The following is a 26,128-nucleotide window of genomic DNA, read 5'->3' as shown; positions in this document are numbered from 1 at the left end:
AACTCAGGCCCAGCTCAGTTGCGGCCAGCCCTTGGCCTCCGCTTGCTCGCGCAACAGTGGATCAGGATTCACCACGTGTGGGTGCGCCACTTGCTCGAGCAGCGGCAGATCGTTGATCGAGTCGGAGTAGAAATACGCCCCTTCCAGCGATTCACCCTCAGCCTCAGCCCACTCGCGCAACCGACTGACTTTGCCTTCTCGGTAGGTGAGCACCCCACGGGTGTTGCCACTGTAGAAACCGTGCTGTTCTTCCAACTGAATCGCCAGCACATCCCCGATGCCGAGTCGGCTGGCCACTGCTTCGACCAGAAACGCTGCCGAAGCGGAGATCACCAGGATGCGGTCACCCGCCTTGCGGTGCTGAGCGACCTGGCGCATGGCATCGCTGTAGATCAGCGGCTCGATCACATCTTCAACGAAGGGCTCGACAACATGAGCCACTTCTTCAGCCGTACGGCCCACCAGCGGCGTCAGGCTGAAGGCCATGTAGTCTTCCATCGCCAGCGTGCCGAAGGCGTATTCGGCCATCAGCTCGGCGTCCTTGCGTAGAAAGGATTCCCCGTCCACCCAGCCAATTTTGGCCATTTCGTGCGCCCATAGGCTGGCGCAATCACCATCGATCAAGGTTTCGTCCAGGTCAAAAATTGCCAGTGCCATCAAGCCACCTCGTGAATTGCCGAAGCGTCGATGGTAAGGCTTACCTGGCGGCCGTGGGGATAGAGATCGGCGGCAGAGCGGTTTAGCACGTCCACCATCAGGTCGACGTCGCGCGCTTCGACGCGGTAGCGGATCACATTGCCCAGCAGGCTGTGGCTCTTGATGACCGCCGCGATCCCCTCGTTGCTTCCTGATGAATTGACCAGCGCAATGGCTTCCGGTCGGATCGCCACTTTCGAATGGACAGGGCGTTGCAACAATCGTGAGGCGACGTCGGCGGCGAGCAGGTTGTAGTTGCCGATAAAGCCAGCGGCGAAGGCACTCACGGGCGCGGTGTACAGGGTCTCGGCATCGGCGCTCTGGACGATGCGTCCGGCGTTCATCAGGAGGATGCGATCAGACAGCGTCAGTGCTTCTTCCTGATCATGGGTTACGAAGATCGTGGTCAGCCCCAACTCCTGCTGGATCGCACGGATCTGTTCACGCAGGTGCTTGCGGATACGCGCATCCAACGCCGACAGGGGTTCGTCCAGCAGCAGCAGGCGAGGGCGGGTGACCAGCGAGCGTGCGAGGGCCACCCGCTGGCATTGCCCGCCGGAGAGCTGGCTCGGGTAGCGGCGGGCGAAGTCGCCTAGCTCGACCATCGCCAGCACCTCGGCCACCCGCCTGGCGCTTTCATCGCTGGCAATCTTCTGCATGCGCAGACCGAAGGAGACGTTCTGTTCCACCGTCATGTTGGGAAACAATGCGTAACTCTGGAAGACCATGCCGATCTGGCGCTTTTGCGGTGAGATGGGCACCAGATCCTCGCCATCCAGCAAGATTTGTCCGCCATCCACCTCGGTGAGCCCGGCGATGCAGCGTAGTAGTGTGGACTTGCCACAGCCTGAGGGGCCGAGCAATGTAATCAGCTCTCCTTTGGCTATCTCGCAGTCGATATCGGTGAAGACCTGGGTGTCGCCATAGGATTTGTGCAGGTTGCGAATGCTGAGGTAGCTCATGAATGTTCCTGTCTCGAATAGCCGCAGCGGTGGTCGTAGTCAGTCTTAAAAGGGTGGGCAATGAGGTGCTCCATTTCAGCCGCCCCGCTGCTATTGCGTAGGGTGGGCTTCAGCCCAACGCTTCTTCGGCGGGGCTCTCTCTGGTGGGCTAAAGCCCACCCTACAAAATCTCGAGCCCACCTCCCGGCACGCCCGGTGAGTCACGTAGGGTGGGCTTCAGCCCACCGAGGAAACGCCGACCTAGCCAGGCCCTCTTGCTAACACGTCCCCTCAGGGCTTGTTCTGGTTCAACCGGGTCGCCGCCCAGGTGAACACCAGCACGAAGAAGAAGTAGGAAATCACCAGCGCACTGTTGAAATGGCCGCTGCTGTTTTTCATGTTGTTGAGGTACACCTGCAAGGTTTCGTAGCGCGTGCCGACCAGCAGGTTGGCAAAGACGAACTCGCCGAACAGAAACGAAAACGACAGGAACAGCGACACCATCAGCCCCTTGCGCAGGTTCGGCAGCACCACCAGAAACGCCGCCTTCCAGGTGCTGGCACCGAGCAGGTGGGCGGCATCCATCAGGTCGCGCAGATTGATCGCCTGCAGGTTGTTGCTGATCGCGCGATACATGAATGGCAGCGCAATGGTGAAGTAGGCGCCAATCAGGATCCATGGCGTGCCAACCATGGCCAGCGGCCCGGAGCCATAGAGCTGCAACAGGCCGACCGAGGACACCACCGGCGGCACGGCAAACGGCAGCAGGATCAGGATGTTCATCAGCCCGTCGAGCTTGGGAAAGTGGTAATGCACGACGAACAACAGCGGCAGGATCAGCACCACCGCCAGGGTCAGCGCCCCGAGGCAGACCAGCAAGGACTGGGCGAATGCGCGCAGGAAGCGCTCTTCACTCCAGAGCTGCACATACCAGTCGAACGTCAGCCCGTCCGGCAGGATGGTCGCTGACCAACTGCTTGAGATCGAGTAGAGAAAGGTCGCTGCCAGGGGTAGCAACAAGATGAGGAACAGCAGCCACACCACCGTGCGGTGGTACAGCGCACCGCGTTTGGCTTCAGCGGCCCGCATGGTAGCTCCTCCTGAGCAGCAGCTGATGCGCCACGGTGATCACGCCCATCAACCCAACCAATACCATCGCCAATGCGCTCGCCATGTTCGGATCGAGGGAAATGTCGCCGGAAATCATCGCCGCGATGCGGATCGGCAACACGTTGAAGTTGCCGGTGGTGAGGTAATAAACCGTGGCATAGGCCCCCAGCGCATTGGCCAGCAGGATGACGAAGGTGCCCAGCAGTGCCGGCGTCAGTACCGGCAGGCCGATATAACGCCAGTAGCCCCAGGTGCCCGCACCCAGCAACGAGGCTGACTCACGCCAGTCCTCGCGCAGTGCATCGAAGGCGGGGTAGAGCAGCAGCACGCCCAGCGGGATCTGAAAGTAGGTGTAGAGCACGATCAGTCCGGTCTTGGAGTAGAGATTGAAGTCCTCGATGATGCCGGCCTGCTTGAGCAGGATCGTCAGCGCCCCGTTGAAGCCGAGCAGAATGACGAAGGCGAACGCGAGCGGTACCCCGGCGAAGTTGCTGGTCATGTTGGAAAAGGCCATGACGAAGTCGCGCAACTTCGAATCGACCTGGCGCAGCGAGTAGCTACCGAGGATGGCGATGACGATGCCGAACAGGCTGGACCAGAAGGCGATCTGCAAGCTGTGCTTGATAGCCTGTAGATAGAACTTGGAGCCGAAGATTTTCTCGAAATTGGCCAGGCTCCAGCCGTCCGCCGTGTTCAGGCTGTTGAGCGTGACCCACAGCAACGGGGCAATCTGAAAGGCGAAAAAGAACACGGCGAACGGCAGCAGGCAGAGCAGCGCCAGCCATTTGCCGCGCGGCGCCTGACGGTTTGCGATTCTAGGGACAGCACCGTCTCGAATGGCTGCAGTCTTGAGATTGTCTTCAAGCGGCGCGCTCATTTCAGCAAGTCCTGGCACAGGGGCTTGTCATGGGCCACGCCGAGCAACTCGCATAATGTTCCGCATAACTCGGTCTGTTTCGGCCGTGCGCCTGGGTCGAGGCTGAAAGCTGAACCCAGCACGAACAGTGGCACCTCGCGCTCCTCGGGCAATAGGCCGTTGTGGGAGCGATCGTTGTTCATGCCGTGATCGGCCGTCACCATGACTTGGTAACCATCGTCCAGCCAGCGCTGCAGGTGGTCGGCGAGGAGGATATCGGCGCGGCGCGCGGCGTTGCGATACTGGGACGAATCCAGGCCGTGCTTGTGGCCGGCGTCGTCGATGTTCATCGGATGTACCAGCAGGAAGTCGGGACTGAACCGCAGCCGCAGGCTTTCCGCGTCAGCAAACAAATGCGAATCGGGGTAGTGATCCTCGTAGTAGAAGTGACCGTGCTGGATCGGCAGTTCGGGCGTTTCGCTATGACGATCGCGTGCCGCCAGGAAAGGCGCGCGGTTATAGAGCTCGCTGACCCAGTGATAGGCCGCGGCCGCTGTGCTCAAACCAGCGTCGCGGGCGTAATGGAAGATGCTGCGCTCGGTGGATAGCCGCACCACGTCGTTATGCACCACGCCACTGTCGATTGGTGTCACGCCGGTCAGGATGCATTCATAAAGGGGGCGAGACAGCGCGGGTAATTCACATTCCAAGCGGTACAGCGCGCCACGGCCGGCCACGCAATAGGCCTGCAGATGGCCGAGTGCGTGCTCTGCGACCTGATAGCTGAGGCCGTCGAGCACAACGAGGATGGCTTTTCCCATTGGACATTTCCTCATCAGGAGTGGGCCGTAGGGTGGGCCGGCCGGCGCTCCGCTTCAGCCCACCATTTCTTCGGCGGGGCTTTCTCTGGTGGGCTAAAGCCCACCCTACAAAAAACCGACCCAACCCGTCGTCCGGCACACTTGGTGCGCGTCGTAGGGTGGGCTTCAGCCCACCGCCTGCGTGCTGGCGGGCTGAAGTGGGGCGCCGCTCGCCACCCTACGATCCTGTCGGTTAGCAGCCGATCACTCCATTTCGATGATCACGTTTTCCTGCCACTGCTGCGGTAGGGCCTTGGAAGTTGCTTCCCAGGCCTCGGCGTTCTCGATCGGCTTGACCTTGACGTACTGCTCGTTCGGCAGCAGCTTGGCCTGCACCTCGGCGGGCAGTGTCAGCTGCTCGGCGCGGATCGGCCGGGCGTTGCCCTTGGCCAGGTTGATCTGCCCGGCATCGGAGAGAATGTATTCGCGGGCGAGCTTGGCGGCGTTGGGGTGTTTGGCCCACTTGTTGATGATGGTCGTGTAGCCGGAAATCACCGAGCCATCGGACGGAATCACGACCTCGAAGCGGCTGGGATCGATCTGGTCGCGGTACGACAGGCCATTGAAGTCCCAGACCACACCCACTTCCACTTCGCCGCGTTCCAGCGTCTGGATCGTCGGGTTCGACAGCGACAAGCGGCCCTGCTTGGCGATGTCGGCGAAATAATCCAGGCCCGGCTGGATATTCGTCTCGTCCCCACCGTTGGCGATGGCCGCGGCCAGTACGCCATTGACCGCTTGTGCAGCAGCGCTGACATCGCCGATGGCGACTTTGTACTGACCATCCTTCAGCTCGGCCCAGGAGGTCGGCACATCCTTGACCAGCTGCTTGTTGACGATAAAGGCGATGGAGCCGGTATAGGCCAGTATCCAGTGCCCGTCCTTGTCCTTGGCCCACTCGGGAATCTGGTCCCATGTAGTGGGCTTATATGGCTGGGTAACACCTTGCTGAACGGCGATCGGCCCGAAGGCCGCGCCGACGTCACCGATGTCGGCCGTGGCGTTGTCTTTTTCGGCTGCGAACTTGGCGATCTCCTGGGCCGAACTCATGTCGGTGTCCATATGCTTGAGACCGTACTTTTGCTCAAGGTCCTGCCAGGTATCCTTCCAGTTGGCCCAGCTGTCCGGCATGCCGACGCTATTGACCTCACCTTCTGCGCGAGCCGCCTCTTCGAGCGCTTTCAGATCCGTTTGTGCAGCGTTCGCCGATGTCGCCAGGGCGATCGCTGATCCCAGTAGTGAAGCCAGCAGCAGTCGTTTCATTCGAAGCTCCTTTCGCAGGTCGGTTGGTCTAGATCAGTTCGATGCAACCAAGCTAGGGGGTGCAAGTGACAGTTTGATGTCGTTACCTCCGCCATCGCCGTAACGGGCGACACTGCGACAGGAGTGCCGTAACAAGCCTAGCGCACCCGCAAAACCCTGCCTGAAAAGGCCTGCACAGTTTTTTGTCCGTAGTGCACCGCGTTATCTATACGGTTAGCTGGCTGTTTTGCCGCTGCATTGTCATGCGACAGTCATCGTTACGCTCTAGCGTTACCCGCCATCAAACGGGAAAAGACGGCAGCCCGTGCCCCGCTTTGGTCCTTGGTATAGTCCAGTGAGAAAAGACGATGCGCGATGAAGTGCCGCGGACGGTGACGGCGATCTGTAGCTCGCTACAGGAACAGATCCGTCATGGCTTGCTGCAGCCGGGCGGGCAGTTGCCGTCCGAGCGAAAGCTCAGTGAGCTGTTCGCCACCACACGCATCACGCTACGCGAAGCCTTGGGGCAGCTGGAATCCCTCGGCATGATCTATCGCGAAGACCGTCGTGGCTGGTTCGTGTCGCCACCTCGGGTGCTCTACAACCCACTGGTGCGGAGCCATTTCCACGCGATGGTGGGCGAACAGGGCCGTTTGCCTGCTACCGAGGTGCTGTCGGCAAGGCTGCAGCCTGCTACTGCGGAGATTTGTTCGCGCCTGGAGCTTGCGGCGTTATCGAGCGTCATCCAGATCCGCCGCGCACGCCGCATCGACGGCCGCCTCGTACTCTACGTCGAGCACTACCTGAACCCAGCCCACTTCCCGGGCATCCTAAAGTACGACCTGACCTGCTCACTTACCGAGCTGTACGCCAGCGAATACGGCATCCATTACGGTCGCGTCCGCTTCGACATGGTCCCCACCGCCCTGCACCCCGAAGCCGCATCAACCCTGCGCACCGCCCCCGGTAGCCCAGCCCTGCGCATCACCCGTCTGAACCGCGATCAGCATGAGCGGATCATTGACTGCGACGTGGAGTACTGGCGGCATGATGCGATTCATGTGTGTGTGGAGGTGCCGGAGTAGGATGATTGAGTTAGAGCTACAGCTGCCGGCCATTCCCAGGCGATCATCCAGTCTGTAGGGATTTGTTCAAGGTACTGCTCACATACAGTCATTCACTCGCATGTGGCACCTGCAGAGGGACCAATCGGGCGCTTTGTGAAGTGAGCAACATAGTGGTATTGGATTCCGAAGCTAGAACTGCAGTACTGAAATGCTCTCTTGTTTGAGGGGCAGTTCGTTTAGTAGTTTGCGGACAAGACTAGCGTGTTTCTCGAAGTTGCGTTTATCTGAGAATATATAAAATGGCCAATCTACATATTCATTTGAGTGCGGGCTGAGCCAAGATGTTTCAAGACAAATTATGTTCTTAGGCCGGTCCAGGGTAATATTTTTGAACTCACTCCATTGATATTCATACGTATGAAGGCTTGTGTGGAATTCTTGAAATTTCTTTGAATTTGCCATTGTCAGATAAATCAACCCGATACTGCCAGGCCCGGCGAGTGCTATCCAAAATGTCGATGGATCAAGTGCGATGATGAATAAGACGGCGATCGCAGCGATAACCGTCAGCCATTTCAAGGCAATTATCCAGCCTTTGCCAGGGGCTTTCCATTCGCAGACCTCTATGCCTGTTTCGGTCAGGCGATAAGCGAATTTTGTTTTTTGATGAGTTGTGCCATATAAAGCTAAGAAAAAAAGAAGAAAACCTGGCGCAGCAATAAAGATGGTTTCAATTAATGAGAATTTCGCATTTTCGTATAGCAAAAAATAGCTAAAAATTAAAGTTGCGCATAGTATGAAGATAAACATGCTATTGGCAACGGTTGTGTTGTAAGGGCGTGCCTTGATCCTCCAGTCTAGCAATGCAGGTTGATTAGCGTACTTCCACTGATGGTTGTCGGGAAGTTTGATGGGCTGATCCCAGGGAAGAGTTTGTAGAAATCTGTTCAATGTGCTGCTCATAAGCTTAATCATTCACTCGTGTGTGGCACCTGCAAGCGGAGTAATCGGGTGTTTTGTGAAGAAAGCACCATATCGGTATCGGGTTCCTTGCTGAAAGCATCGCTCTTCATATCCGCCTCCGAGGATGAGGCGCCTATGCCCACGCGGAACATGTAGCCCCGGCCGTTGGCGCTTTCCAGAATCTGCTCCGGGTAGCGAACTTCCAATTCCAGCACGGGTGGTCGCTGGTAGGCGATCCAGGTTTGCCATAGGCGATGCTGTGTGTCCTTGGGGTAAAGGGTGTCACCGGGCAGCGGCCCATTGGGACGCCGTGCGGGCGGTTGGCCAAATTGTTCGATGGGCGCCCAGTGGCCTTCGAGGAATTGATCGTAGAACCTGTCTGCCATGCCTTGCATCAGGCTGTCGGAAAACCAGCCGCTGTCGACCATGGCTGGCTGCAGCTTCACGGCTGTTCCCGCCAGATCGGACGGCAGTAGGAGCTGTAGCCAGAAGCCGGTATAGATGCGCGGGCCACGGTCGTAGTATGGCAAGGTGGAGGCGCGAGCCGCCAGGCTTGGGCGCAGGCAGATTTCTTTCAGGGTGCGCAGCTCGTCTTTGTGATCCTCGTCGCTGTACGTCCAGGAGGGGGATCTGCCCCAACTGCTGCGATACAGCCAAAGCCGCAGACCCTCACGCTTGTACTGGTTCGCGACCATGCTGGAGATAAGGTAGATCACGCCGAGCAGCGCGATGATGATAGTTACCGGATTGGACATGACCCAGGCAAAACCGAACCAGAAGCCCAGGGCACTGCCGACGAGTTGGACGCCACCTACTGATGACATGAATAGCAGCGCAACCAGTTTCGTGCTTTGAGCATATTTCTCTTCAGAACTGGTCGCATTACTAATGTCTTTGGAAACCTGCCAAGCCTCAACTCCCGCAGCTATAGCGCCGAAAGCGGCCATGCCCATGGTGCGTAACACCAGTTTGCGAGCCAGGCCCGAAAATTCTGTGCTTCCGGCTTTCAGCCAAGTGCTGACCCCTGCTTTGGCCAGTAGTGATGTTCTTGTTCTAAGGGCTCCTTGCATATTCGCCCATTTGTTCCACGCCGGCACCGTCCAGAGTGCCATCAATGCGTTGGCGGTATAGGCGGCGTTGGCCCCTACTGTACGCAGCTCATCCTCACTGAAAATGCCCTCATTCCGTGCTTTATCCAGGCTATTGATGAAGTTCCACACATTCAGACCAGCGACCAGTACGGGCAAGCTGCCGCCGAGCTCCCTGTTCATCCACTGACGGCTGCGGGCTGCGTAGCCCGCCGAACTTTTTGCTTTGAGCTGCAATTGATCTAGAAGCTCTGACTGGCCAAGTGTCGCGAGCCACATGTTCACTTGGCGGGTTTGTACCTTGGTGATCGTGGTTTCGGTGACGACACTACCGATTACCTCGTTAGGCCTTTGCAGGTTCAGCGTCTCGCGCTTTTGTTCCAGCCCGAGCAACTGTATGCGTGCCGAGCGTTTGTCGGGGCCTTCACCGGGTAGAGAAAGAGCGCGTTGCAGGCCCTTGATATTCTTCTCGAGCTGAGCAACCTGCATTTGCCATTGACGGTTCTTCTTCGTGAACTCGGCATTCAGAATCAAACGCGTCTGTGTGGAGATTTCCGTAGAAACCAAGACCTGGGTGACGCTGAAGGCAAAGATTCGAACCTTGGGCGCAAATTTCGTGCTCAAGGCAGGGAGTAGAACAAAGGCCATCAGGTTCCAGCTGTCCTTGGCTTTTTGCCCCACTACGGCGCGCAAGGTCTCGAAGGCACGCTTGCCTGGCTCGGAAAGACTCTTGTACAGGTTACTAGCTTGTACGCTCGGCAGATCTAGTACCGATTGCACCTCGTTGGCCCGACTGACTTCACTGGTGGTGTCGGAGAGCCCGCCGTGGGCCTGTCCGCTACCGTCGCTTTGCCGTCCCAGATTGTCGATGGTGCCGTAGGTGGTGAAGTTGGTGGAAATCTTGTCGATCAGCGCGGAAAGCTCAGCGTTGAAATTGAACAGCGCCAGGCCTGCCAGCGTAGTGGGGTTGCCGTACTGCTCGCAGAGCCATTGCTTGCCCGTGTCGCTCGCGCCCAATTGCTCGTACAGGTTGGCCATGGTGTCCAGCAGATAGGTCGATTGCTGCGGGTGGCAGGGGTCATAGAAAACCTCTTCCGCTTTCGGGCTGAGGCTTTTCAGCCAGGCGAGTAGGTCGCTTTCGCTGCGTTGGATGTGGGCATTGAGGCGCTCCATTTCATCGGAGCGCTCTTGCAGATAACTCAAGGCCTCATCGAAGCGAACGTCCTCGCGCCAGGTTTTTTTCTGCTGCCATTCTTCTACCAGTGCGCGCCATTTTGGCCCCGACGGTGGGTTGCCCCAATTCGTACGAAATTGCTGCTGAGCCCGCTGCACTTGCAGCGACTTGAGCGTCAAGGTCGCGTCACTGCCGCTGTGATTGAGCAGCTGTGTCTCGCTATCGAGCAGGGCGTGAGCATCCTTGATGAATGCCTGCTTGCGGCTTGGGTTGGCTGATACCGATTTGGGAATGAAGGGGTCTAGTTTGACGCCGCAAAGCTCGTGAATAAGGGTGGCGCTATTGGTCTTGTTGGCATGCTGCGTCTCTGCTGCTGCCAGTTCCACCCATCGCCCCTGCAGATTCATGGCTAGGTCGTCGACGATGGCCAATGGATCGTCTAGGGCGACAACGAGAGCGCTGTCCTGATCAGGTACGCTGCCCAGAATAAGGGCTTGGTCGATCGGCTTCTTGCAGGGGCGGGACGTGTCGTCTTGGTTTGTCGCTATTAGACAGCTTTTGAAGGTCGGGGCTTCCCCTCCTGCCAGGATGTCGGCGACAGCACTGCCTATTTCGCGGATAGGTGCGGCATGTGCTGCCTGCATCTTGGTGCAGTATTGCGGCAGGTTTAAGGTGCGCATCCAACGGCTTTGCTCCTGGGGATTGCTGCGTATTTTTTCGCACAAGCGCCAGGTCCACTGCACCGGGGCATAGGCAATGAGCAGGCGGCTGCGCTTTGGGTAAAGCAGGTAGGGTTTGCTGTCACCGGGGTTGTTTCGTTCATCCTTGCCCAGCTGTGCACTGCCCCATTGGTGGCGGATGAGCTGGTGCCCCTTCACCTGATATTCGTGAAGGGTGCGATCAGTTTCATCCCACACATAAAGCCAGCCGTCACGGAGCTGGCGCAGGGTATAACTGCGCGTCTTGAGCGTCGGCAGGTGGTTGCTCGGCCAGCCTTTGGGCAGCGGGTTTGGACCTTGTGCACTGCCGCGTGCCGGTGACTCATCTATCGAATAGCGAACGGGATGGATTGCAATATCAACTGCTTTTAGCGGGCACTGGCCGTTTGCATTGGCGGGCTTGTTCTCGAAGGCCTGATTGCGTTTGGCTTGTTGCAAGGTTGTATCGGAGGTCGTCGTGCTCATGGAAATCCGTTCCTTTAGCCGGCAAGGCAGTCTTCGTCCAGGGCTTGAATACGCCGTTCTGGCGGTAGTTTCTGGGCATCTGGTGTCCTAGCTAACCAGGCCTGGTAAGGGCTATCGGAGCGTGTAGCGAAGTTATCGCCCCAGCAGGCGCAGCGCTCGAGCCAGATCGCAATGCTCCGCTCGTTGACCAGTCCCCAGGCTTCGGCATCGAGCAAGCGTTGTTCCAGCCATTGGCCTCGCTCCTGTTCACCAAGCCCTGATAAGGTTTGGGGGTAATCTTCGATCAACCAACCGTATAGCCGCTCCTTGAAGCTGCGCCGATAGGCCTGTTCGAGCGCCTTAACCTGATCATCAATGAGATGGTTGAGCTTGCCTTCCAATCTGGAGCTGTTGGGCTGTGAGCGATAGGACTGCCATTCGACTGCATGCGAGGGAGCCCAGTTAGGCGGGGGTAGGGGTACGAGCCATTCGATTATGGGGCCCAGAAGAGTTTGATAAGCAGATTGGGGATAGCTGTTCAGCCAGTAAGAAGTCACCAGCGGATCCGCGAAACGGAAGAGGCTGTAGCTACCTAAATTGTCCGTGATGGTGATGAACTGGCTCAGGTGATCGGCGACATCGTTCAGTGATGACGAGCTTTGTATTCTGCTGGTCTGGCGCTGAAGAGAGGGGCTGCTTCGCCATTCACCCAGTAAGGACGAATGGCTGTCCAGACCAACCAGAATTGGGCCGAGCTCTTTGACGCCGTCCCAGCGGGTGCCGCTGTAGAGAGGAATGACCTCGATAGGCTCCCCTACCCCATAAAGCCATTGCAGGGCGTCCTGACGAAGCACACCGTCCACGAGCAGGAAATTGCGGCTCATGCTTCGGCTTCCAGGTTGGCTCGCTCGCATATCTCACACCTTGGTGTCGTTCGCAATAACGCCTGGCGCTGGGCAGGTATCAGCAGCCTACCCGCCATATCCACATCCGCCGGCCTAACTTGCCCAGGCAAAATCGGCGCCGCGCCCGAGCCTTTCCCCGGACTTCCACCCGAGTTCATCCTGATCAAAGGCCCAGCCATCGTGATGCCACCAGCATCAAGCTTGATAAAGCTTCCACCGGCCTTGAAGGTCAGCTCGCTGCCGGCTTCGAGGACGACTTTGAGTCCGCTGGAGAGGTGGATTTCGTCGCCGGCTTCGATGAACTGGCCGGTGCCGATCTTGACGTGCTGGTTATTGCCGATGGTCAAGTGGTCGTCTGCTTTGACTTCGCTGCGGCGGTCGGTGTGCGTGGTGCGGTGTTCTTCGGCGCGGAATTCGCTGTAGCTGTTGGCCTCGACGGTGTCGTGGCGTTCGTGGCCGACGCGGATCTTCTGGTCGTGTTCGATGTTCTCTTCCCAGTCGCGCTGGGCGTGAAGGTAGATTTGCTCGGCGCCCTTACGGTCTTCGATGCGCAGTTCGTTGTAACCGCCACCGCCCGGACTGCTCAGGGACTTGAACACGCTGCGGGTCTTGTTCGCAGGCAGGTCGTAAGGGACGGCGTTTTCCTTGTGGTACAGGCAGCCGGTGATCAGGGGCTGGTCGGGGTCGCCTTCGAGGAAGGTCACCAGCACTTCCATGCCGACGCGTGGGATGGCCACGCCGCCGTAGCGGTCGCCGGCCCAACTGGATGACACGCGCAGCCAGCAGCTCGTGTGCTCATCGGCTTTGCCTTCGCGGTCCCAGAAAAACTGCACCTTCACTCGGCCGTATTCGTCGCAGTGGATCTCTTCGCTGGCCGGGCCGGTTACGATCGCGCTCTGGCTGCCGAGGATGCGTGGTTTGGGGTTGCGAAGTGCGGAGCGGAAGGGAGCGGCCCAAGGTGTCGCGGTGAACTGGTTTCGGTAGCCTTGGGTGAAGTCGTTGTTTGCAAGGGACCTCTCATCACTTAGCCGGGCTTCCCTTTCGCCACTTAGGGGGAAGGGCGTCAGCGCGGCGATGCCTGAAGAATCAGTGACGGACTCTTCCAACACCTGAGGTTGCTTGCCTTCGTGGAAAACTTCAGTCAGCAGCCATAGCTGATTCCAGTCGCTGCGCGGATGATCGCTGAGTGATAGAAAGTGGCCGCTGACCAGCAGCGGCTGGTCGCTTTCACCCTCAGCCAGTTCGAAGTCGTGGCGATGGCGTTCCAGCGCGCGCCGGGATAGGTGCTTGCCTCGCTCGCGGTCGACGAAGCGGCCGGGATAGTCATAATCCTCGAGGTCGGGCTGGGTGTTGCTTCTAACCGCCGCCTCCATGGTTAGACGGGGCTTCTCGAAATCGTAATCGCGGCGGGTGACGCGGCCGGTGCGGGTTTCGACGCGCACGCCAAAGCGCTTGATGACCGGCTCATCGGCAACCAGACCGCTGTCCTGCTGATAGGCAACCGAGGCAAGTGTCGGAAATACCGTCTGGTCATCACCGAAGACCAGCATGTGGCCGGCATCGCTGTGCTGGAAGTGGTAGTGAATGCCTTCTTCCTCGCAGAGGCGCTGGAGGAACTGGAGGTCCGTTTCATCGTATTGAACGCAGTAGTCCCGCTTGGGATAAACCACCGGCCCAAGATCGAAACGGTGGCCGTCGCCGGCGAGAATGCCGTGCTCTTCTAGCACTTTGGCGATGATCTGCGGTACCGAGAGGTGCTGGAAGATGCGCTGGTTGGTGCGGTGAGATAGATAGGCTAGCTGTGGGCGCAAGGTGACGCGATAGCGCGTCAGGCGTTTGCCGGAGTTGCCTTGCGCTGCGCTGTAGATCAAGCCATGGATACCCTTGCCAGCAGGCGACAAGGCTAGAAAGGCGCGCTGATGTAGCAGGCTTTCCAGGTCGATATCGGAGCGCTCGCTGACCAGTTCGAGGTCGAACGCGAAGGGCTGCGAGATGGCCTCTCGACCTTTGAATTCGAGTACCTGCAAATGATATTGAGCGCCTTCAATCGCGAGGCTGAAGTGCGTGTCGTTAGCCGAATTGAACATTCCCTGTTCCTTTGTAACCAGTCCATGGCGGCGAGCCGGTAACGGTTCGCAAGGCGGCATCGCCTGTATTTCTGGCGTGCCGTAGCGCGGATTGGAGAGGCATCCAGTTCCGCAGAAATCTGGCAGCTATTCTCGCCCTTTTGGCGAAATATCCGTGTGAAGCACTACGTTGTTTGCCGAATGCGTCAGCTAGAAACGCATCGGCCAGGTAAACCTGGCCGATGTGGATTAACCGTGGCCGCGAGGCCTGATCAAGGCTTAGGCCGAGATCGGGGTACGCCAGTCATCGGAGCCGGAAGTGCCGGAGACTTCGTGGGTCCAGACGATTTTGCGGTAGGTGAAGTACACATCTTCCAGATGGGTGAAGTGGGACATGTTCGGGTCCTGGCAGTTGGGCATGCGCGACTGCACGTCGACGATCACCGCATCTTCCAGTTCGATGGTGAAGTAGTGCTCCTGAGTACCGGTGGAGGAGGTGCGGTACCACTCCAGGCGGCACTTGTTCAGGCGTTCACCCGAGGTCAGAGCGTTGAAGATTAGCGGCGACGACTTGTCGAACACCTTGGTGATCATCAGGGGTTTGTGCACGCGCTGGCCGGTGGGTTGGCCGGACTGAGGGTCTCGCGGGATGATGACCTGGTGCTGGAAAGCCTGCACCAGAATCTGATCTTCGTGTCCTTCTTGGAAAATGTTGCCGACCGAGTCCTCGGTGAAAGTGCCTGCGGTGATCAGGCCTTGCTTGGTGCCTTCGAGGGACAGATACGCGGGTGTTGGCATGAACGCTCTCCTTGCCTTGTTGAATGCCAGAATGGCAGCAGAATAAGTACAAGGCGCGTGCCAGCTATATTTAATCTTTATTTTTCAATAGGTTAGGATTTCCCGCTGTGGTCCCGGCCGTCTGCTCTGCGCCATCGCTCACATTTAGTTGGGCAACATCCTGCCCGCAGTTGCGCAATATTTGGCGCATGTGTCTCTAGCTCCCGCCATTGCTCGCTTCATAACTACAGGTCGATCGCCCCAAGCCAAAGCCTGCGCAGCATTCTGCGCAGCGCCATGGCTCAGGACGAGCAGCTGATTTCCAGGTGTTTGCCCCATTCCGGCGGGCGCTCGGCGTAGTGCTCCATGCCTGGCTGCTCGTCGAAGGGGCGGCTAAGCACCCCATGCAGCTCGCGCACCGGGCCGTAGTCGCCTGCCTCGGCGGCCTCGATTGCCTTTTGCGCCAGGTAGTTGCGCAAAATGTACTTTGGGTTGGCTGCCTGCATGCGGGTCCGGCGCGCCTCGTGATCGACGCTTTCGCGCTCGGAACGCTGGCGGTAGGTCGCGGCCCATTCATCGAAGGCTTTGATGTCGACGAAATCTTCACGCAGCCGAGCCAGAGCCATCTCTGGATGGCTGTCACTGAGTTCGCGGAAGAAGCGCGTGTAATCGATGGCGCTGCTCTGCATCAGCTGTAGCAAGCGCTGGATCAGCTCTTTGTCGCTCTCCTCAGCGGTCTGCAAGCCGAGCCGTTTGCGCATCAGATCGAGCCACACTGTTTCGTAGATCGGCAGGAACAGGTCCATGGTCGCCCGCAGCTGCTCGATGGCGATGAAGGGCGTCAGCGCCTGCGCCAGCGCGGCGAGGTTCCAGTGCGCAATCGGAACCTGGTTCTCGTAGGAATACCGGCCGGCATGGTCGGAGTGGTTGCAGACGAAGCGCGCATCGAAATCGTCGAGAAAGGCGTAAGGTCCGAAGTCGAAGGTAATGCCTAGGATCGACATGTTGTCGGTGTTCATCACCCCGTGGCAGAAGCCATAGGCCTGCCATCTGGCGACCATTTCCGCGGTGCGCTCCAGCACTTCACGGAAGAAGCAATGGTATGGCTCTGGATGCTCCAGGCATTCTGAAAAGTGGTTTTCGACAACATGATCAAGCAGCTTCTTCAATTCGTCGTGCTGCTTGGTGTAGTAGAAGAATTCAAAGTGGCCGAAGCGGACGTGGCTGGGCGCGAGGCGCATCAACATTGCGCCTAGCTCCTGGCGTTCGCGGTAAACCGGTGTCTCCGACCCGGTCACGCAGAGCGCGCGGGAGCTGGGAATACCCAGCGCGTGCAGGTGCTCGCTGGCAAGAAACTCGCGGATTGATGAACGCAGCACGGCACGGCCGTCACCCATGCGGGAATAGGGCGTCATGCCAGCGCCTTTGAGGTGCAGATCCCAATGATCGCCCGCCTCGTTGACCACCTCACCGAGCAGCAGACCACGGCCATCGCCTAGTTGCGGGTTGTAGCTGCCGAACTGGTGGCCGGAATAGATCATCGCCCGTGGTTCCGCCGTGCTCCAGAGCTTGTGGCCGGCGAACAGTTCGGTGAACAGCGGATCGTCCTTGGTTGCCGGGTCGAGATCGAGCAAGGCCATGGCGGCTTCGCTGGCCACTACCAGGCGCGGATTTTCGAGCGGCTGGGGCGTGACTTCGGTGGAAAAAACCTCGCCCAGCTGGGCGAAGCGGTTGTCGAAATTCAGCTCGGTAAGCGTCTTCACGGGGGCTCCGGCACCTTGCGGTTCGGCGCCCTGTGCGGGCGCGCTTTGTGTTTGGAGGCCGGGAAAGGAGGTGACGTTCCTCAGGCCTGACTGTCGGTGGGCGGCGTAGCGCCCTGGTTATCGGGCTGAGCGAGCCGTGGCGCGGTTCCCAGGTGTAGCTGTTTGCCGTCGAAGTTTTTCAGGAATACATCGACCTGGCGGAAGGCGATCGAGATACCAGCCTTGGCGAATTCGCGGTCGATGGCCCGGTTGATCTCATCAGTGGCGGGGTTGCGGTCGCCGAGGTCGCGTACGTGGACGCGCAGCTCGTGGTCGAGCGTGCTCTCGCCAAAGGTCAGGAAGAATACGAGTGGCTCCGGTTCCTTCAATACCCGCGGGTTTTCATTCGCGGTCTTGTAAAGCAGTTTTTTCACCAGATCCAGATCGGATCCATAGGCGACGCCGACCTTGATCGTCACGCGGGTGATGGTGTCGCTCAGGGACCAGTTCACCAGCTGGCTGGTGATGAAGGTCTTGTTCGGGACGATGATGTCTTTTCGGTCGAAGTCGGTAATGGTGGTGGCACGGATTCGAATCCGGCTGACTGTGCCTGAGAGATTGCCGATGGTCACCACATCGCCAATCCGCACCGGACGCTCGAAGAGGATGATCAGACCGGAAATGAAGTTGGCGAAGATCTCCTGCATGCCGAAACCCAGGCCAACCGAGAGTGCGGCCACCAGCCACTGCAGCTTGTCCCAGCTGACGCCAAGCGTCGACAGGAAGGAGACGAAGCCGATGCCGGCCAGCAGATACGACAGCAGCGTCGTGGTGGCATAGGCGCTGCCCTGCGCCAGGTGCAGTTTTGATAACACCAGCACTTCCAGCAGACCCGGCAGGTTGCGCGCCAGGGCCACCGTGATGGCGACGATCAGCAGAGCCCCAAGCAGGTTGTTAAGGGTGATGGCATTGGTCGTGGCGGTGTCGCCAGCACCACTGACGAATTCGTAGAGCACGACGTTATCGAGGTAGGAGACCACGCTGATCAGATCCGCCCAGACCCAATAGAGCACCGCGAAGAACAGGCCGAACATCGCCAGGCGGGTCAGGCGCAGGGACTGCTGGTTGACCTGCTCGATATCGAGGCCGCCCTCACCGCTTGCCTCGCTGCTGTCTGTGGGCTCGTCGGGCTGAGTTTCACGCTTGGCCAGGGCACGCTGGTAAGCAAGTCGGCGAGCAGCGACGGTCAGCCCGCGAATCAGCGTCGCTTCGATGACGATCCAGGCCAGTAGGAGATACAACGTATCGATCAAGCGCCCCGTCAGTTTCAGCGCCGTGTAGTAGTAGCCAAAACCCACCACCAGGATCAGCGCCAGCGGCAGGAGGCTGAACAGCAGACCGATGAAGCGCTGAAGCGGTGAAGCGTTCTGGCTGGCCGGGCCTTTCAGCAACAGGCGCGTGAGGCGCCAGCTCATCAGGGCGAAGCAGACCAGGACCACGACGATGCCGATCACATCGTCGACTAGATTGCCCGGTTGATGTTCGGCAATCGCCACCACGGCCACCAGGGCCATAACCACCAGCCCCAGCCGTCGGATTTCGTTGCGCAGGAAGGTGACCTGCGGCCGGAACCAGCCGAAGTGCGTTTCGGCGACCCGATTGGGCGAGAGCATCCGATACGCGCTGTAGAACACCAACCAGGCCTGCGCCATCTGATAGAACGCGGCGCCGAGGGCGTCGTTCTGCCCGCGCCCGTCCATCTGCAGCAGGTAACCGCACAGCGCGAGAAACAATGCGCCCGGCAGCGCCAGCAACAGATTCAGCAGCAGCGCCATCGGCGTATGCAGCTGGCTGTCGTCACGGAAGTGCCCGATGTCGCTGCTCAGCGAATCCAGCTTGGTGTTGATCGCCTGACGGCGCCAGAGCAGCACGCCGATCATCAGCAACAGCGGAACGAAGAATAGTGGCCGCTCCAGCAGGCCTGCGCCTAAGGCTTCGAACACCGAGCCCCAGGGCATCGCCCGCAGCTGCCGGTCGAGCAGCGTGGGCACGTTCTTGAACCAGTCCAGATCGAGTGGCCGATTGCTGGGGATCCAGAACATCTGCTCGTCCAGCGTATTGCGCAGGGCTTCGGCCTTGCTCTGCAGTTGGCGCTGGTTCAGCTGCAGCGTAATCGACTCGCTCAGCAGAGCGTTCAACGAGTGGTTGAGTCGATCGAGCAGCTCGCTGCGCGTGCGAACCAGCTCCAGCAACGCACTGCGTAATTCGGGAGTCACCTCGCTGGGAGGCTGACTGGCCAGCTGTTGTTCTACATAGTCTTCGACGTTGCCGGCGGCTTCGCGGCGCTGGTTCAGCTCGAACTGATAGAGCCGAATATCAGCGATCTCATCCGCCAGGTTGCTATCCAGCGAGAGCTGCGGCAGGGCCTGCTTCTGCTGCGAGAGGATCTTCGACAGCAGCAGACTGCCTTCAAGAACGGCGATCTGTTCTTCCAGTGCTTGGTCGGCCTGGTTGAGCGTGTCGAGTTGCTGGCGGGTCTGCAAGTTCTGCTGGGTGAGGTCGTTGAGCCGCTCGGTGGCCCGCAAGAGGTAGCCAGACAAACGCTTGTTCTCGGCGCTTTCGGCCGGCAGCAGCTTGTCGGAGCCGGTCTTCTCGGCCTTTAGCGAGAATTCGGCGACGGTCTGTTCGGATTCTTCCCGGCGCTTGTTGTTGATGGCCGTCTGCAGCGCCATGGTTTCGCGCTCGGCACGGGCGATGCGCTCGGACAGCAGATCGCGGCGGGCAATGCCTAGGTCCTGCAGCAAGCTGTTGCCGGCCAGTTCGTTGCGACGTAGTTCGATCTGCGCGTTGAGGGCAGACTTTTCCGCCGCAAGCAGGGCGCGGCGTTCATCACTCAGTGGCTTGCCGTTTTCGCGGCCGGCCTTGAGCAGGTTGTTGATCTCGTCGATCCGCATCTGCGACTTGCTGATATCGGCCTGAGCGCGCTCGGGACGCGTCTGGGCGCTGATGATCATGCTGTTAGCCGCGGTCAGCGCTGTCTGCCAGGTCGATAACTCCTCGACACGCTCTGCCAGGCGTTGCTCGAGGGCCGGCATCTTCAGTTTGGCCAGCTTTTCGACCAGATCGCTGGTGTCGCTGCTCTTGAGTTTGCTCAGATCTCGCTGGGACTCGGCGATTTCCTTCGGCGCGCTGGCGAGTTCGGCCTTCAGTTCGGTCAGTCGCTGCTGCGCGGTCGCGGCCTGCTCCGCAAGGCGTTGAGCACGTTCGTCAGCGCTTGGCTGTGCAGGTTTCGCCTCTTCGGCGGCCGGTTTGGTGCCGGTCAGGCCTGGAATGGATTGAGCGAATGCGGAAGCGGGAACGAAGGCGAGCAGGGTCGCCAGCAAGAAGATACGCAAGGGTGCCATGAACATTATCGAGTGAAGAAAAGAGTGCGGAGTCTAAGGGCTGCCGAAGGCCGAGGCGAGCCCATAGATCGGAACGCTCTGGCTCGGTGCGTCGCGGCTGTACAGCGCTTCAGAAATGCAGCGATGGACCGGGTTTGTTGCCCTCGGGAAACTTCAGGCCAACCTTGCGCACCTGGCCATGCTCCATGGCGGCGATGGTCCAGGTCAGGCCGTTCCATTCGATCTGATCGCCCGTAACTGGCTTGCCGCCGACGCGTTCGGCCATGAAGTCGCCGATCTGCTGACTGCCGTCGACTTCGCCCAGTTTCAGGCCATACAGGGCCGCAAGGGCGCTCATCTCGGCCTCGGCTTCAAGTATGAAGTCGCCAAAGAAACGCATGTCTCGGCCGCGCTGCGGGGCTTCGCTGAACAGCTTGCCGAGCGCCGGAAGGTCTTCTTCGTGGCCGATGACGCAAAGGATGTCGTCGACTTGCAGGCGCGTGCTGCCCGATGGGTGCAGCAGTGCCTTTCCGCGGAACAGGGCTGCGATGCGTGTGCCAGTGGGCATCTTCAATTCACGCAGCGCGGCGCCGATGCACCACTTCTTGGCGGTCAGGCGATAGATGAACAGTTCCCACTGACTGGTCGTGTGAATCTGCAACCCAGCGCGGGAGATCGGCAGCGGAGAGGGCGGCACCTCGACCTTGGCCTTCTTCGCCGCCCAGGTCAGCGTGGTGCCTTGAAGCAGCAGCGAAACCAGCACGATGAAAAACGCCACGTTGAAGAACAACTGGGCGTTCTCCAGCCCGGCCATCAGCGGAAATACCGCAAGAATCACCGGCACTGCGCCGCGCAGGCCGATCCAGGAAATGAACAGGCGCTCGCGCAGGTGGAAGCTGCGAAACGGTGCTAGCCCGATGAACACTGCCAGCGGACGGGCAAAGAGAATCATCCACAACGACAGTGCCAGCGCCGGCAGGGCGATGGGCAGCAGCTCGCTGGGTGTGAGCAGCAGGCCGAGCACCAGGAACATGCCGATCTGACTGAGCCAGGCGAGGCCGTCGAACATGTGCAGGATGCCGTGGCGGTTGCGGATGGGGCGATTACCCAGCAGCAGACCGCAGACGTAGACCGCGAGGATGCCGCTACCGCCGATGGCGCCGGACAATGCGTAGATCATGATGCCGCCGGCCACTGCCAGCAGCGGGTAGAGGCCATCGGCAACCGATAGCCGGTTGATCAGATACAGCAGCAGCCAGCCGCCGGACAAGCCAAGCAGGGTGCCGATTCCGAACTGTTGCAGCAGGCTGATGAAGAAGCCCCAGCCAAAGCCGGTCTGGCCGGAGGCGAGCATGTCGATCAGTGCGACGGTCAGAAACATCGCCATCGGGTCGTTGCTGCCCGACTCGATTTCCAATGTTGAACCGACCCGTTCGTTGAGGCCGCGGCCATTGAGCAGATTGAACACCACGGCGGCATCCGTCGAGCCGACTATCGCGCCGATCAGCAAGCCCTGCATCATGGGTAGATCAAATAGCCAGGCTGCAGCCAGACCGGTCAGGCCGGACGTGACGACCACTCCGGCTGTTGCCAGCGAAAACGCCGGCCAGAGTGCGACGCGGAAGGTGGCGGCGCGGGTGCGCATGCCGCCATCGAGCAGGATGATCGCGAGGGCCAGGTTGCTGATCAGGAAGGCCAGCGAGTAGTCGTCGAAGACGATGCCGCCGATACCGTCGACGCCCGCGAGCATGCCGACCGCAAGAAAGATGACCAGGATCGGCACGCCGAGACGTGTCGACAGAGAGCTCATCAGGATGCTCGCCGCAACCAACAGAGCACCGACAAAGAACAGTTGGTTGATGTTGCCGATATCCAAACGCGCTCTCCGAAGGTTAGTACTGCTGGCAAGCATGCAGGCTGCATGCCAGCGATTCTAACCCGCGGTTTTGACGTGCTGTCAAAAAAGCCCGGCGGAGCGACGGGCGTTTCGGATAAGGAGGGGGCGCCGATAAACGGCGTCTTGAGTGATTGTGGCCGCCCGACACGTACAGCGTGTCGGGCGCCAGGTCAGAACCAGTCTTCCTGCATGGTCAGGCAGGTGTCGTCACGACCGGCCAGCAGATCCAGTTCGTGATGGCAGCTCGGCACTTCCCACGTCAGGAAGTAGCGTGCAGCTTGCAACTTGCCGCGATAGAAATCGACGTCCGCCTCGTTGCCCTTCGCCAGCCCCTGTTCGGCGCGAATCGCCTGCTCCAGCCAACGCCAGCCGATCACGGCGTGACCGAATACCTTGAGGTACAGCGCTGAATTGGCCAGTGCTTGGTTGATCTTGCCAGCCATCAGGTCGCCGAGCAGCGCTTGGGTGACCTCGGTCAGGCGCGCCAGGAGCTGCTCCAACGGCTGGCGCAGCGCATCCAGCGAGCTGAACTCGCCCGCGCGCTTGCAGGTACCCTGGATCAGACCGAGCAACTGGCGCAGCCCGGCGCCACCGTTCTGCGTCAGCTTGCGTGCCAGCAGGTCGAGTGACTGGATGCCGTGCGTACCTTCATGAATCGGGTTCAGCCGGTTGTCGCGGTAGTACTGCTCAACCGGGTACTCACGGGTGTAGCCATGGCCGCCCAGGATCTGAATGGCCATCTCGTTGGCTTTAAGGCAGTACTCCGAAGGCCAGGATTTAACGATCGGGGTGAGGAGGTCCAGCAGCTCGTGGGCGCTCTTGCGCTCTTCCTCGGTCCCTGCGGTCTGCTCTTCGTCAACGATACGCGCGGCATAGAGGCCGAGATCGAAGGCGCCTTCGACGTAGGCTTTCTGCATCAGCAGCATGCGTTTGACGTCGGTGTGCTGGATGATCGGGACCTGCGACGATGCCGGGTTCTTGCCGTCTGGCAGGCGGCCTTGTGGCCGTTCCCGCGCGTAGTTGAGCGAGTACAGGTAGCCGGCGTAACCGAGCATGATCGCGCCCATGCCAACGCCGATACGCGCGTCGTTCATCATCTGGAACATGTACGACAGGCCCTTGTGCGGCTCACCCACCAGATAGCCAACACAATTGCCATTGTCGCCGAAGTTAAGCGCCGTGGAGGTAGTGCCGCGCCAGCCCATCTTGTGGAACAGCCCAGCCAGGATCACGTCGTTGCGCTTGCCGAGGCTACCGTCATCGTTGACCAGAAACTTGGGCACGATGAACAGGCTGATGCCTTTCACACCGGGCGGGGCGTCGGGCAGCTTGGCCAGGACCATGTGCACGATGTTTTCCGACAGCGGATGATCACCACCGGAGATGAAGATCTTGTTGCCCTTCAGGCGGTAGGAGCCGTCACCGGCAGGCTCGGCACGGGTGCGCAGGTCGGACAGGGAAGAGCCGGCGTGCGGCTCGGTCAGCGCCATGGTGCCGAAGAAGCGGCCTTCAAGCATGGGCTGGAGAAAGCGCTGTTTCTGTTCGTCACTGCCGAACACCTCGATCAGGTGCGACGCGCCCATGGTCAGCATCGGGTATGACGAGGTGCCGATGTTGGCCGACTGGAAGTGCGCGAAACAGGCCCGTGAAAGCAGGTTGGGTAGCTGCATGCCGCCATCGTCGAAGCTGCGCGACGCGTTGTGAAAGCCGGCCTCGATGAACGCATCGACGGCAGGCTTCACTTCCGGAATCAGCACCGCTTCGCCGTCCTTGTAGATCGGCTCGTTCTCGTCTGCCTTGCGGTTGTGCGGGGCGAAGAGGTTCTCGGCAATGCTGCGGGCGGTGTCGATGGCCGCATCGAAGGTTTCGCGGCTGTGGTCGGCAAAGCGTTCGCGCTGGGTCAAGCCTTCGGCGTCGAGTACTTCGTAGAGTTCGAATGCCAGGTTACGCGGGCAGAGCAGAGTCTCGGGCATGGAAAAATCCTCCGTTTACATGCACTCGAGTCTAAGGAGCCGGCGAGACGGCTGCCTAGCACCATACATTCGAGTGATGGGTCGACACAGCAGCGTCTTCTGGGGGTTGCCTGGGCGGGCTTAGTGTGGCTTCGCGCAGAAATATTCGAGCAGCTGTGCCAGGTGACCGTCGCCGATGCCTGCGTCGATCAAATGCTGTTCGGCACGTGCCAGATGTTCTTCGATGTGCTGGCGCGCCGCCTCGGGGCCGAGCAGGGCGACCACGGTGCTTTTGCCGGCGTCTTTGCCGGAATCCTTGCCGATCTGCTGAGGGCTGAGCCCGTCGGCCAGATCGTCGAGGAGCTGGAAGGCAAGCCCGAGTTCGGTGGCAAAACCGTTGAGATGGCGCGTGCAGCTCGCGCTGGCATCGGCCAGCAGCGCAGCGGACTCCACCGCAGCCGTGAAAAGCGGGCAGGTCTTCAGGCGGTTGGTATGGGCGATGGCTTCGAGCGGGCGCGCGCGTTGCCCCTCACGCAGATCGTGAAACTGGCCGCGAACCAGGCCCTGCGCGCCGGTAGCTTGCGACAGCAGGCGTACCAGTTGATTGCGCGTCGACGCGTCGATGCTGGCTGTCGAGGCGGCTATGCTGAATGCTTGGCTGAGCAGGGCGACCGATCCGAGGACCGCGACGTCTTCGCCGAACTCACGGTGAATGGTCGGCCGGCCACGGCGCAGCTCGGCGTTGTCCATGCACGGCATGTCATCAAGAAACAGTGAGGCGGCGTGCACCATCTCCAGGGCGCAAGCCAGGTCGAGGCCGGCATCGAAGGCCGTCGCGTCCTGCTGCAGATCCTTGAGGGTCAATAGCAGCAGCAATGGGCGGACACGCTTGCCCGGCGCGAGGGTGCCTTCGCGCATGGCGGTGGCGATGGCATCTTGCGGGGGCGCTAGCGGTAGCCACTGGCCAAGCCGTTCGTCAACCTGTGCACGCAGCGTACTGACTGTCTGTCCGAAGTCGTGGTGCGTGTCCGGCAAAGCGATGGCCATGACGACCTCCTGTATCGTTTTTCGTTAGATATCGTGACAATACCTGTACAGAGTGTATAAGTCTTGGCACTTTTAATGACCACTACCGTCCACATAAGGTCATCGAACGAGGCGCTGCATGACTAAAGAAACTATTGCGGAACGTAAGAACGACCACCTGGACATCGTTCTCGACCCGCGCCGCGCCTGTTCCGCCGTCGATCCAGGCTACGCTGCCCTGACTTTCGAGCACTGCGCGGTTCCGGAGTTGCGTCTCGACGACATCGATATTCGCGCCGTGCTGTTCGGCCGACCCCTCTCAGCCCCGCTGCTGATCAGCTCGATGACTGGCGGCGCGGCGCGGGCGACCCAGATCAATCGAAACCTGGCCGAGGCCGCCGAGGTGCTGGGGATTGCCCTGGCGGTGGGCTCGCAACGAATCGCGCTGGAGACCGATGCCGATCAGGGGCTGACCCGGCACCTGCGTGAACTTGCGCCGTCGATCCCTCTGCTGGCCAATTTCGGAGCGGCGCAGCTGGTTGCCGGCTACGGGTTGGATGAGGCGCAGCGCGCCGTCGACATGATTCAGGCCGATGCCCTGATCATCCATCTGAACCCGTTGCAGGAAGCAGTGCAGGTTGGCGGTGATCGCAACTGGATAGGCGTGTACGCGGCGCTCGAGGCACTGGCCTTGCGCTTGCCGGTGCCGTTGGTAGCCAAAGAGGTGGGTGCGGGCATTTCTCCAAGCGTGGCGCAGCGATTGCTCGATGCCGGCGTATCGGTAATCGACGTCGCCGGTGCCGGCGGTACCAGCTGGGCGGCGGTAGAGGCCGAACGAACCCTGGATCCGCAGCAGCGCGCCATTGCCAAAGCGTTCACCGGCTGGGGCATTCCCAGCGCGCAGGCGATTTCGGCTGTTCGCCGCGCGTGCCCCGCTGCTCAGCTCATCGCATCCGGCGGCATTCGTGACGGCATCGATGCGGCCAAGGCGATTCGTCTGGGCGCCAATCTGGTGGGGCAGGCTGCCGGCGTGCTGGACGCAGCGCTGATCGGACCAGAAGCCGTGGTCGAGCATTTCCAGGTGCTGATCGAGCAGCTGCGCATTGCCTGCTTCTGTACGGGCTCGGCCAATCTGGCGGAGCTGGCCAAGGCGCCGCTCCTGGCACCCTTCGACCCGTCCAAGCTGTGATGTGTCGTCAGGTTTGCTGCTCTGCCAGCCG

General features: G+C 60.0%; 18 protein-coding genes. 2 read left to right on the top strand and 16 right to left on the bottom strand.

Features of this window, described 5'->3' with window-relative positions; all coding sequences use genetic code 11:
* Positions 1-3: 3 nt before the first annotated feature.
* The 6 genes from ACQKEK_RS07605 to ACQKEK_RS07580 form a co-directional block, all read right to left on the bottom strand.
* Positions 4-657, bottom strand: coding sequence for an HAD family hydrolase (locus tag ACQKEK_RS07605; RefSeq protein WP_463285424.1), 654 nt, complete (start codon positions 655-657; stop codon positions 4-6).
* Positions 657-1,658 carry an ABC transporter ATP-binding protein gene (locus ACQKEK_RS07600; protein ID WP_499141867.1) on the bottom strand — a complete coding sequence of 334 codons (1,002 nt, stop codon included), beginning with the start codon at positions 1,656-1,658 and terminating at the stop codon, positions 657-659. The genes ACQKEK_RS07605 and ACQKEK_RS07600 overlap by 1 nt, the downstream gene beginning before the upstream one ends.
* Positions 1,659-1,928: 270 nt before the next feature.
* Positions 1,929-2,726, bottom strand: coding sequence for an ABC transporter permease (locus ACQKEK_RS07595; protein ID WP_128121634.1), 798 nt, complete (start codon positions 2,724-2,726; stop codon positions 1,929-1,931).
* Positions 2,713-3,624, bottom strand: a complete 912-nt coding sequence (locus ACQKEK_RS07590) for an ABC transporter permease (RefSeq protein WP_499141866.1) — start codon at positions 3,622-3,624, stop codon at positions 2,713-2,715. The genes ACQKEK_RS07595 and ACQKEK_RS07590 overlap by 14 nt, the downstream gene beginning before the upstream one ends.
* On the bottom strand, positions 3,621-4,424 hold the full coding sequence (locus tag ACQKEK_RS07585; RefSeq protein WP_499141865.1) for an alkaline phosphatase family protein: 804 nt from the start codon (positions 4,422-4,424) through the stop codon (positions 3,621-3,623). The genes ACQKEK_RS07590 and ACQKEK_RS07585 overlap by 4 nt, the downstream gene beginning before the upstream one ends.
* Before the next feature lie 243 nt (positions 4,425-4,667).
* A complete protein-coding gene (locus ACQKEK_RS07580; protein ID WP_499141864.1) occupies positions 4,668-5,726 on the bottom strand; it encodes an ABC transporter substrate-binding protein in 1,059 nt (352 codons plus the stop codon).
* A gap of 347 nt (positions 5,727-6,073) precedes the next feature.
* Here ACQKEK_RS07580 and ACQKEK_RS07575 point away from each other — a divergent pair, with 347 nt between their 5' ends.
* Positions 6,074-6,790, top strand: coding sequence for a UTRA domain-containing protein (locus ACQKEK_RS07575; protein ID WP_499141863.1), 717 nt, complete (start codon positions 6,074-6,076; stop codon positions 6,788-6,790).
* A 171-nt stretch (positions 6,791-6,961) separates the two neighbouring features.
* Here ACQKEK_RS07575 and ACQKEK_RS07570 read toward each other — a convergent pair whose 3' ends face one another.
* The 10 genes from ACQKEK_RS07570 to ACQKEK_RS07525 form a co-directional block, all read right to left on the bottom strand.
* On the bottom strand, positions 6,962-7,735 hold the full coding sequence (locus ACQKEK_RS07570) for a hypothetical protein (RefSeq protein ID WP_499141862.1): 774 nt from the start codon (positions 7,733-7,735) through the stop codon (positions 6,962-6,964).
* An 8-nt stretch (positions 7,736-7,743) separates the two neighbouring features.
* Positions 7,744-11,181 carry a T6SS effector BTH_I2691 family protein gene (locus tag ACQKEK_RS07565; protein WP_499141861.1) on the bottom strand — a complete coding sequence of 1,146 codons (3,438 nt, stop codon included), beginning with the start codon at positions 11,179-11,181 and terminating at the stop codon, positions 7,744-7,746.
* Between the two features lie 14 nt (positions 11,182-11,195).
* Positions 11,196-12,044 (bottom strand): DUF4123 domain-containing protein, encoded by an 849-nt coding sequence (locus ACQKEK_RS07560; RefSeq protein WP_499141859.1) that lies wholly within the window; start codon positions 12,042-12,044, stop codon positions 11,196-11,198.
* Positions 12,041-14,152: a type VI secretion system Vgr family protein gene (locus ACQKEK_RS07555; protein WP_499141858.1), complete on the bottom strand. Its 2,112-nt coding sequence runs from the start codon at positions 14,150-14,152 to the stop codon at positions 12,041-12,043. Before ACQKEK_RS07555 ends, ACQKEK_RS07560 begins: the two co-directional genes overlap by 4 nt.
* A gap of 258 nt (positions 14,153-14,410) precedes the next feature.
* Entirely contained in the window at positions 14,411-14,929 is a 519-nt protein-coding gene (locus tag ACQKEK_RS07550; RefSeq protein ID WP_019339876.1) for an Hcp family type VI secretion system effector, read from the bottom strand.
* A gap of 281 nt (positions 14,930-15,210) precedes the next feature.
* Positions 15,211-16,671, bottom strand: a complete 1,461-nt coding sequence (selO, locus tag ACQKEK_RS07545; protein ID WP_499141857.1) for a protein adenylyltransferase SelO — start codon at positions 16,669-16,671, stop codon at positions 15,211-15,213.
* An 80-nt stretch (positions 16,672-16,751) separates the two neighbouring features.
* The gene (mscK, locus tag ACQKEK_RS07540) at positions 16,752-20,054 is read right to left on the bottom strand and encodes a mechanosensitive channel MscK (RefSeq protein ID WP_499141856.1); all 3,303 of its coding nucleotides are present in this window, start codon (positions 20,052-20,054) and stop codon (positions 16,752-16,754) included.
* Positions 20,055-20,163: 109 nt separating this feature from the next.
* Positions 20,164-21,909: a potassium/proton antiporter gene (locus ACQKEK_RS07535; protein WP_216707058.1), complete on the bottom strand. Its 1,746-nt coding sequence runs from the start codon at positions 21,907-21,909 to the stop codon at positions 20,164-20,166.
* 191 nt (positions 21,910-22,100) lie between these two features.
* On the bottom strand, positions 22,101-23,903 hold the full coding sequence (locus ACQKEK_RS07530; RefSeq protein ID WP_128121643.1) for an acyl-CoA dehydrogenase: 1,803 nt from the start codon (positions 23,901-23,903) through the stop codon (positions 22,101-22,103).
* A gap of 120 nt (positions 23,904-24,023) precedes the next feature.
* Positions 24,024-24,929, bottom strand: coding sequence for a polyprenyl synthetase family protein (locus ACQKEK_RS07525; protein ID WP_128121644.1), 906 nt, complete (start codon positions 24,927-24,929; stop codon positions 24,024-24,026).
* 118 nt (positions 24,930-25,047) lie between these two features.
* On the opposite strand from ACQKEK_RS07525, the gene fni reads away from it, so the two are divergent.
* Positions 25,048-26,097 carry a type 2 isopentenyl-diphosphate Delta-isomerase gene (gene fni, locus ACQKEK_RS07520; protein WP_499141853.1) on the top strand — a complete coding sequence of 350 codons (1,050 nt, stop codon included), beginning with the start codon at positions 25,048-25,050 and terminating at the stop codon, positions 26,095-26,097.
* The last annotated feature ends 31 nt before the right edge of the window (positions 26,098-26,128 follow it).

The organism is Pseudomonas sp. NPDC077408, assembly GCF_050269105.1.
Lineage (GTDB): Bacteria > Pseudomonadota > Gammaproteobacteria > Pseudomonadales > Pseudomonadaceae > Stutzerimonas.
This window is presented reverse-complemented; position numbering and strand designations above follow the sequence as displayed.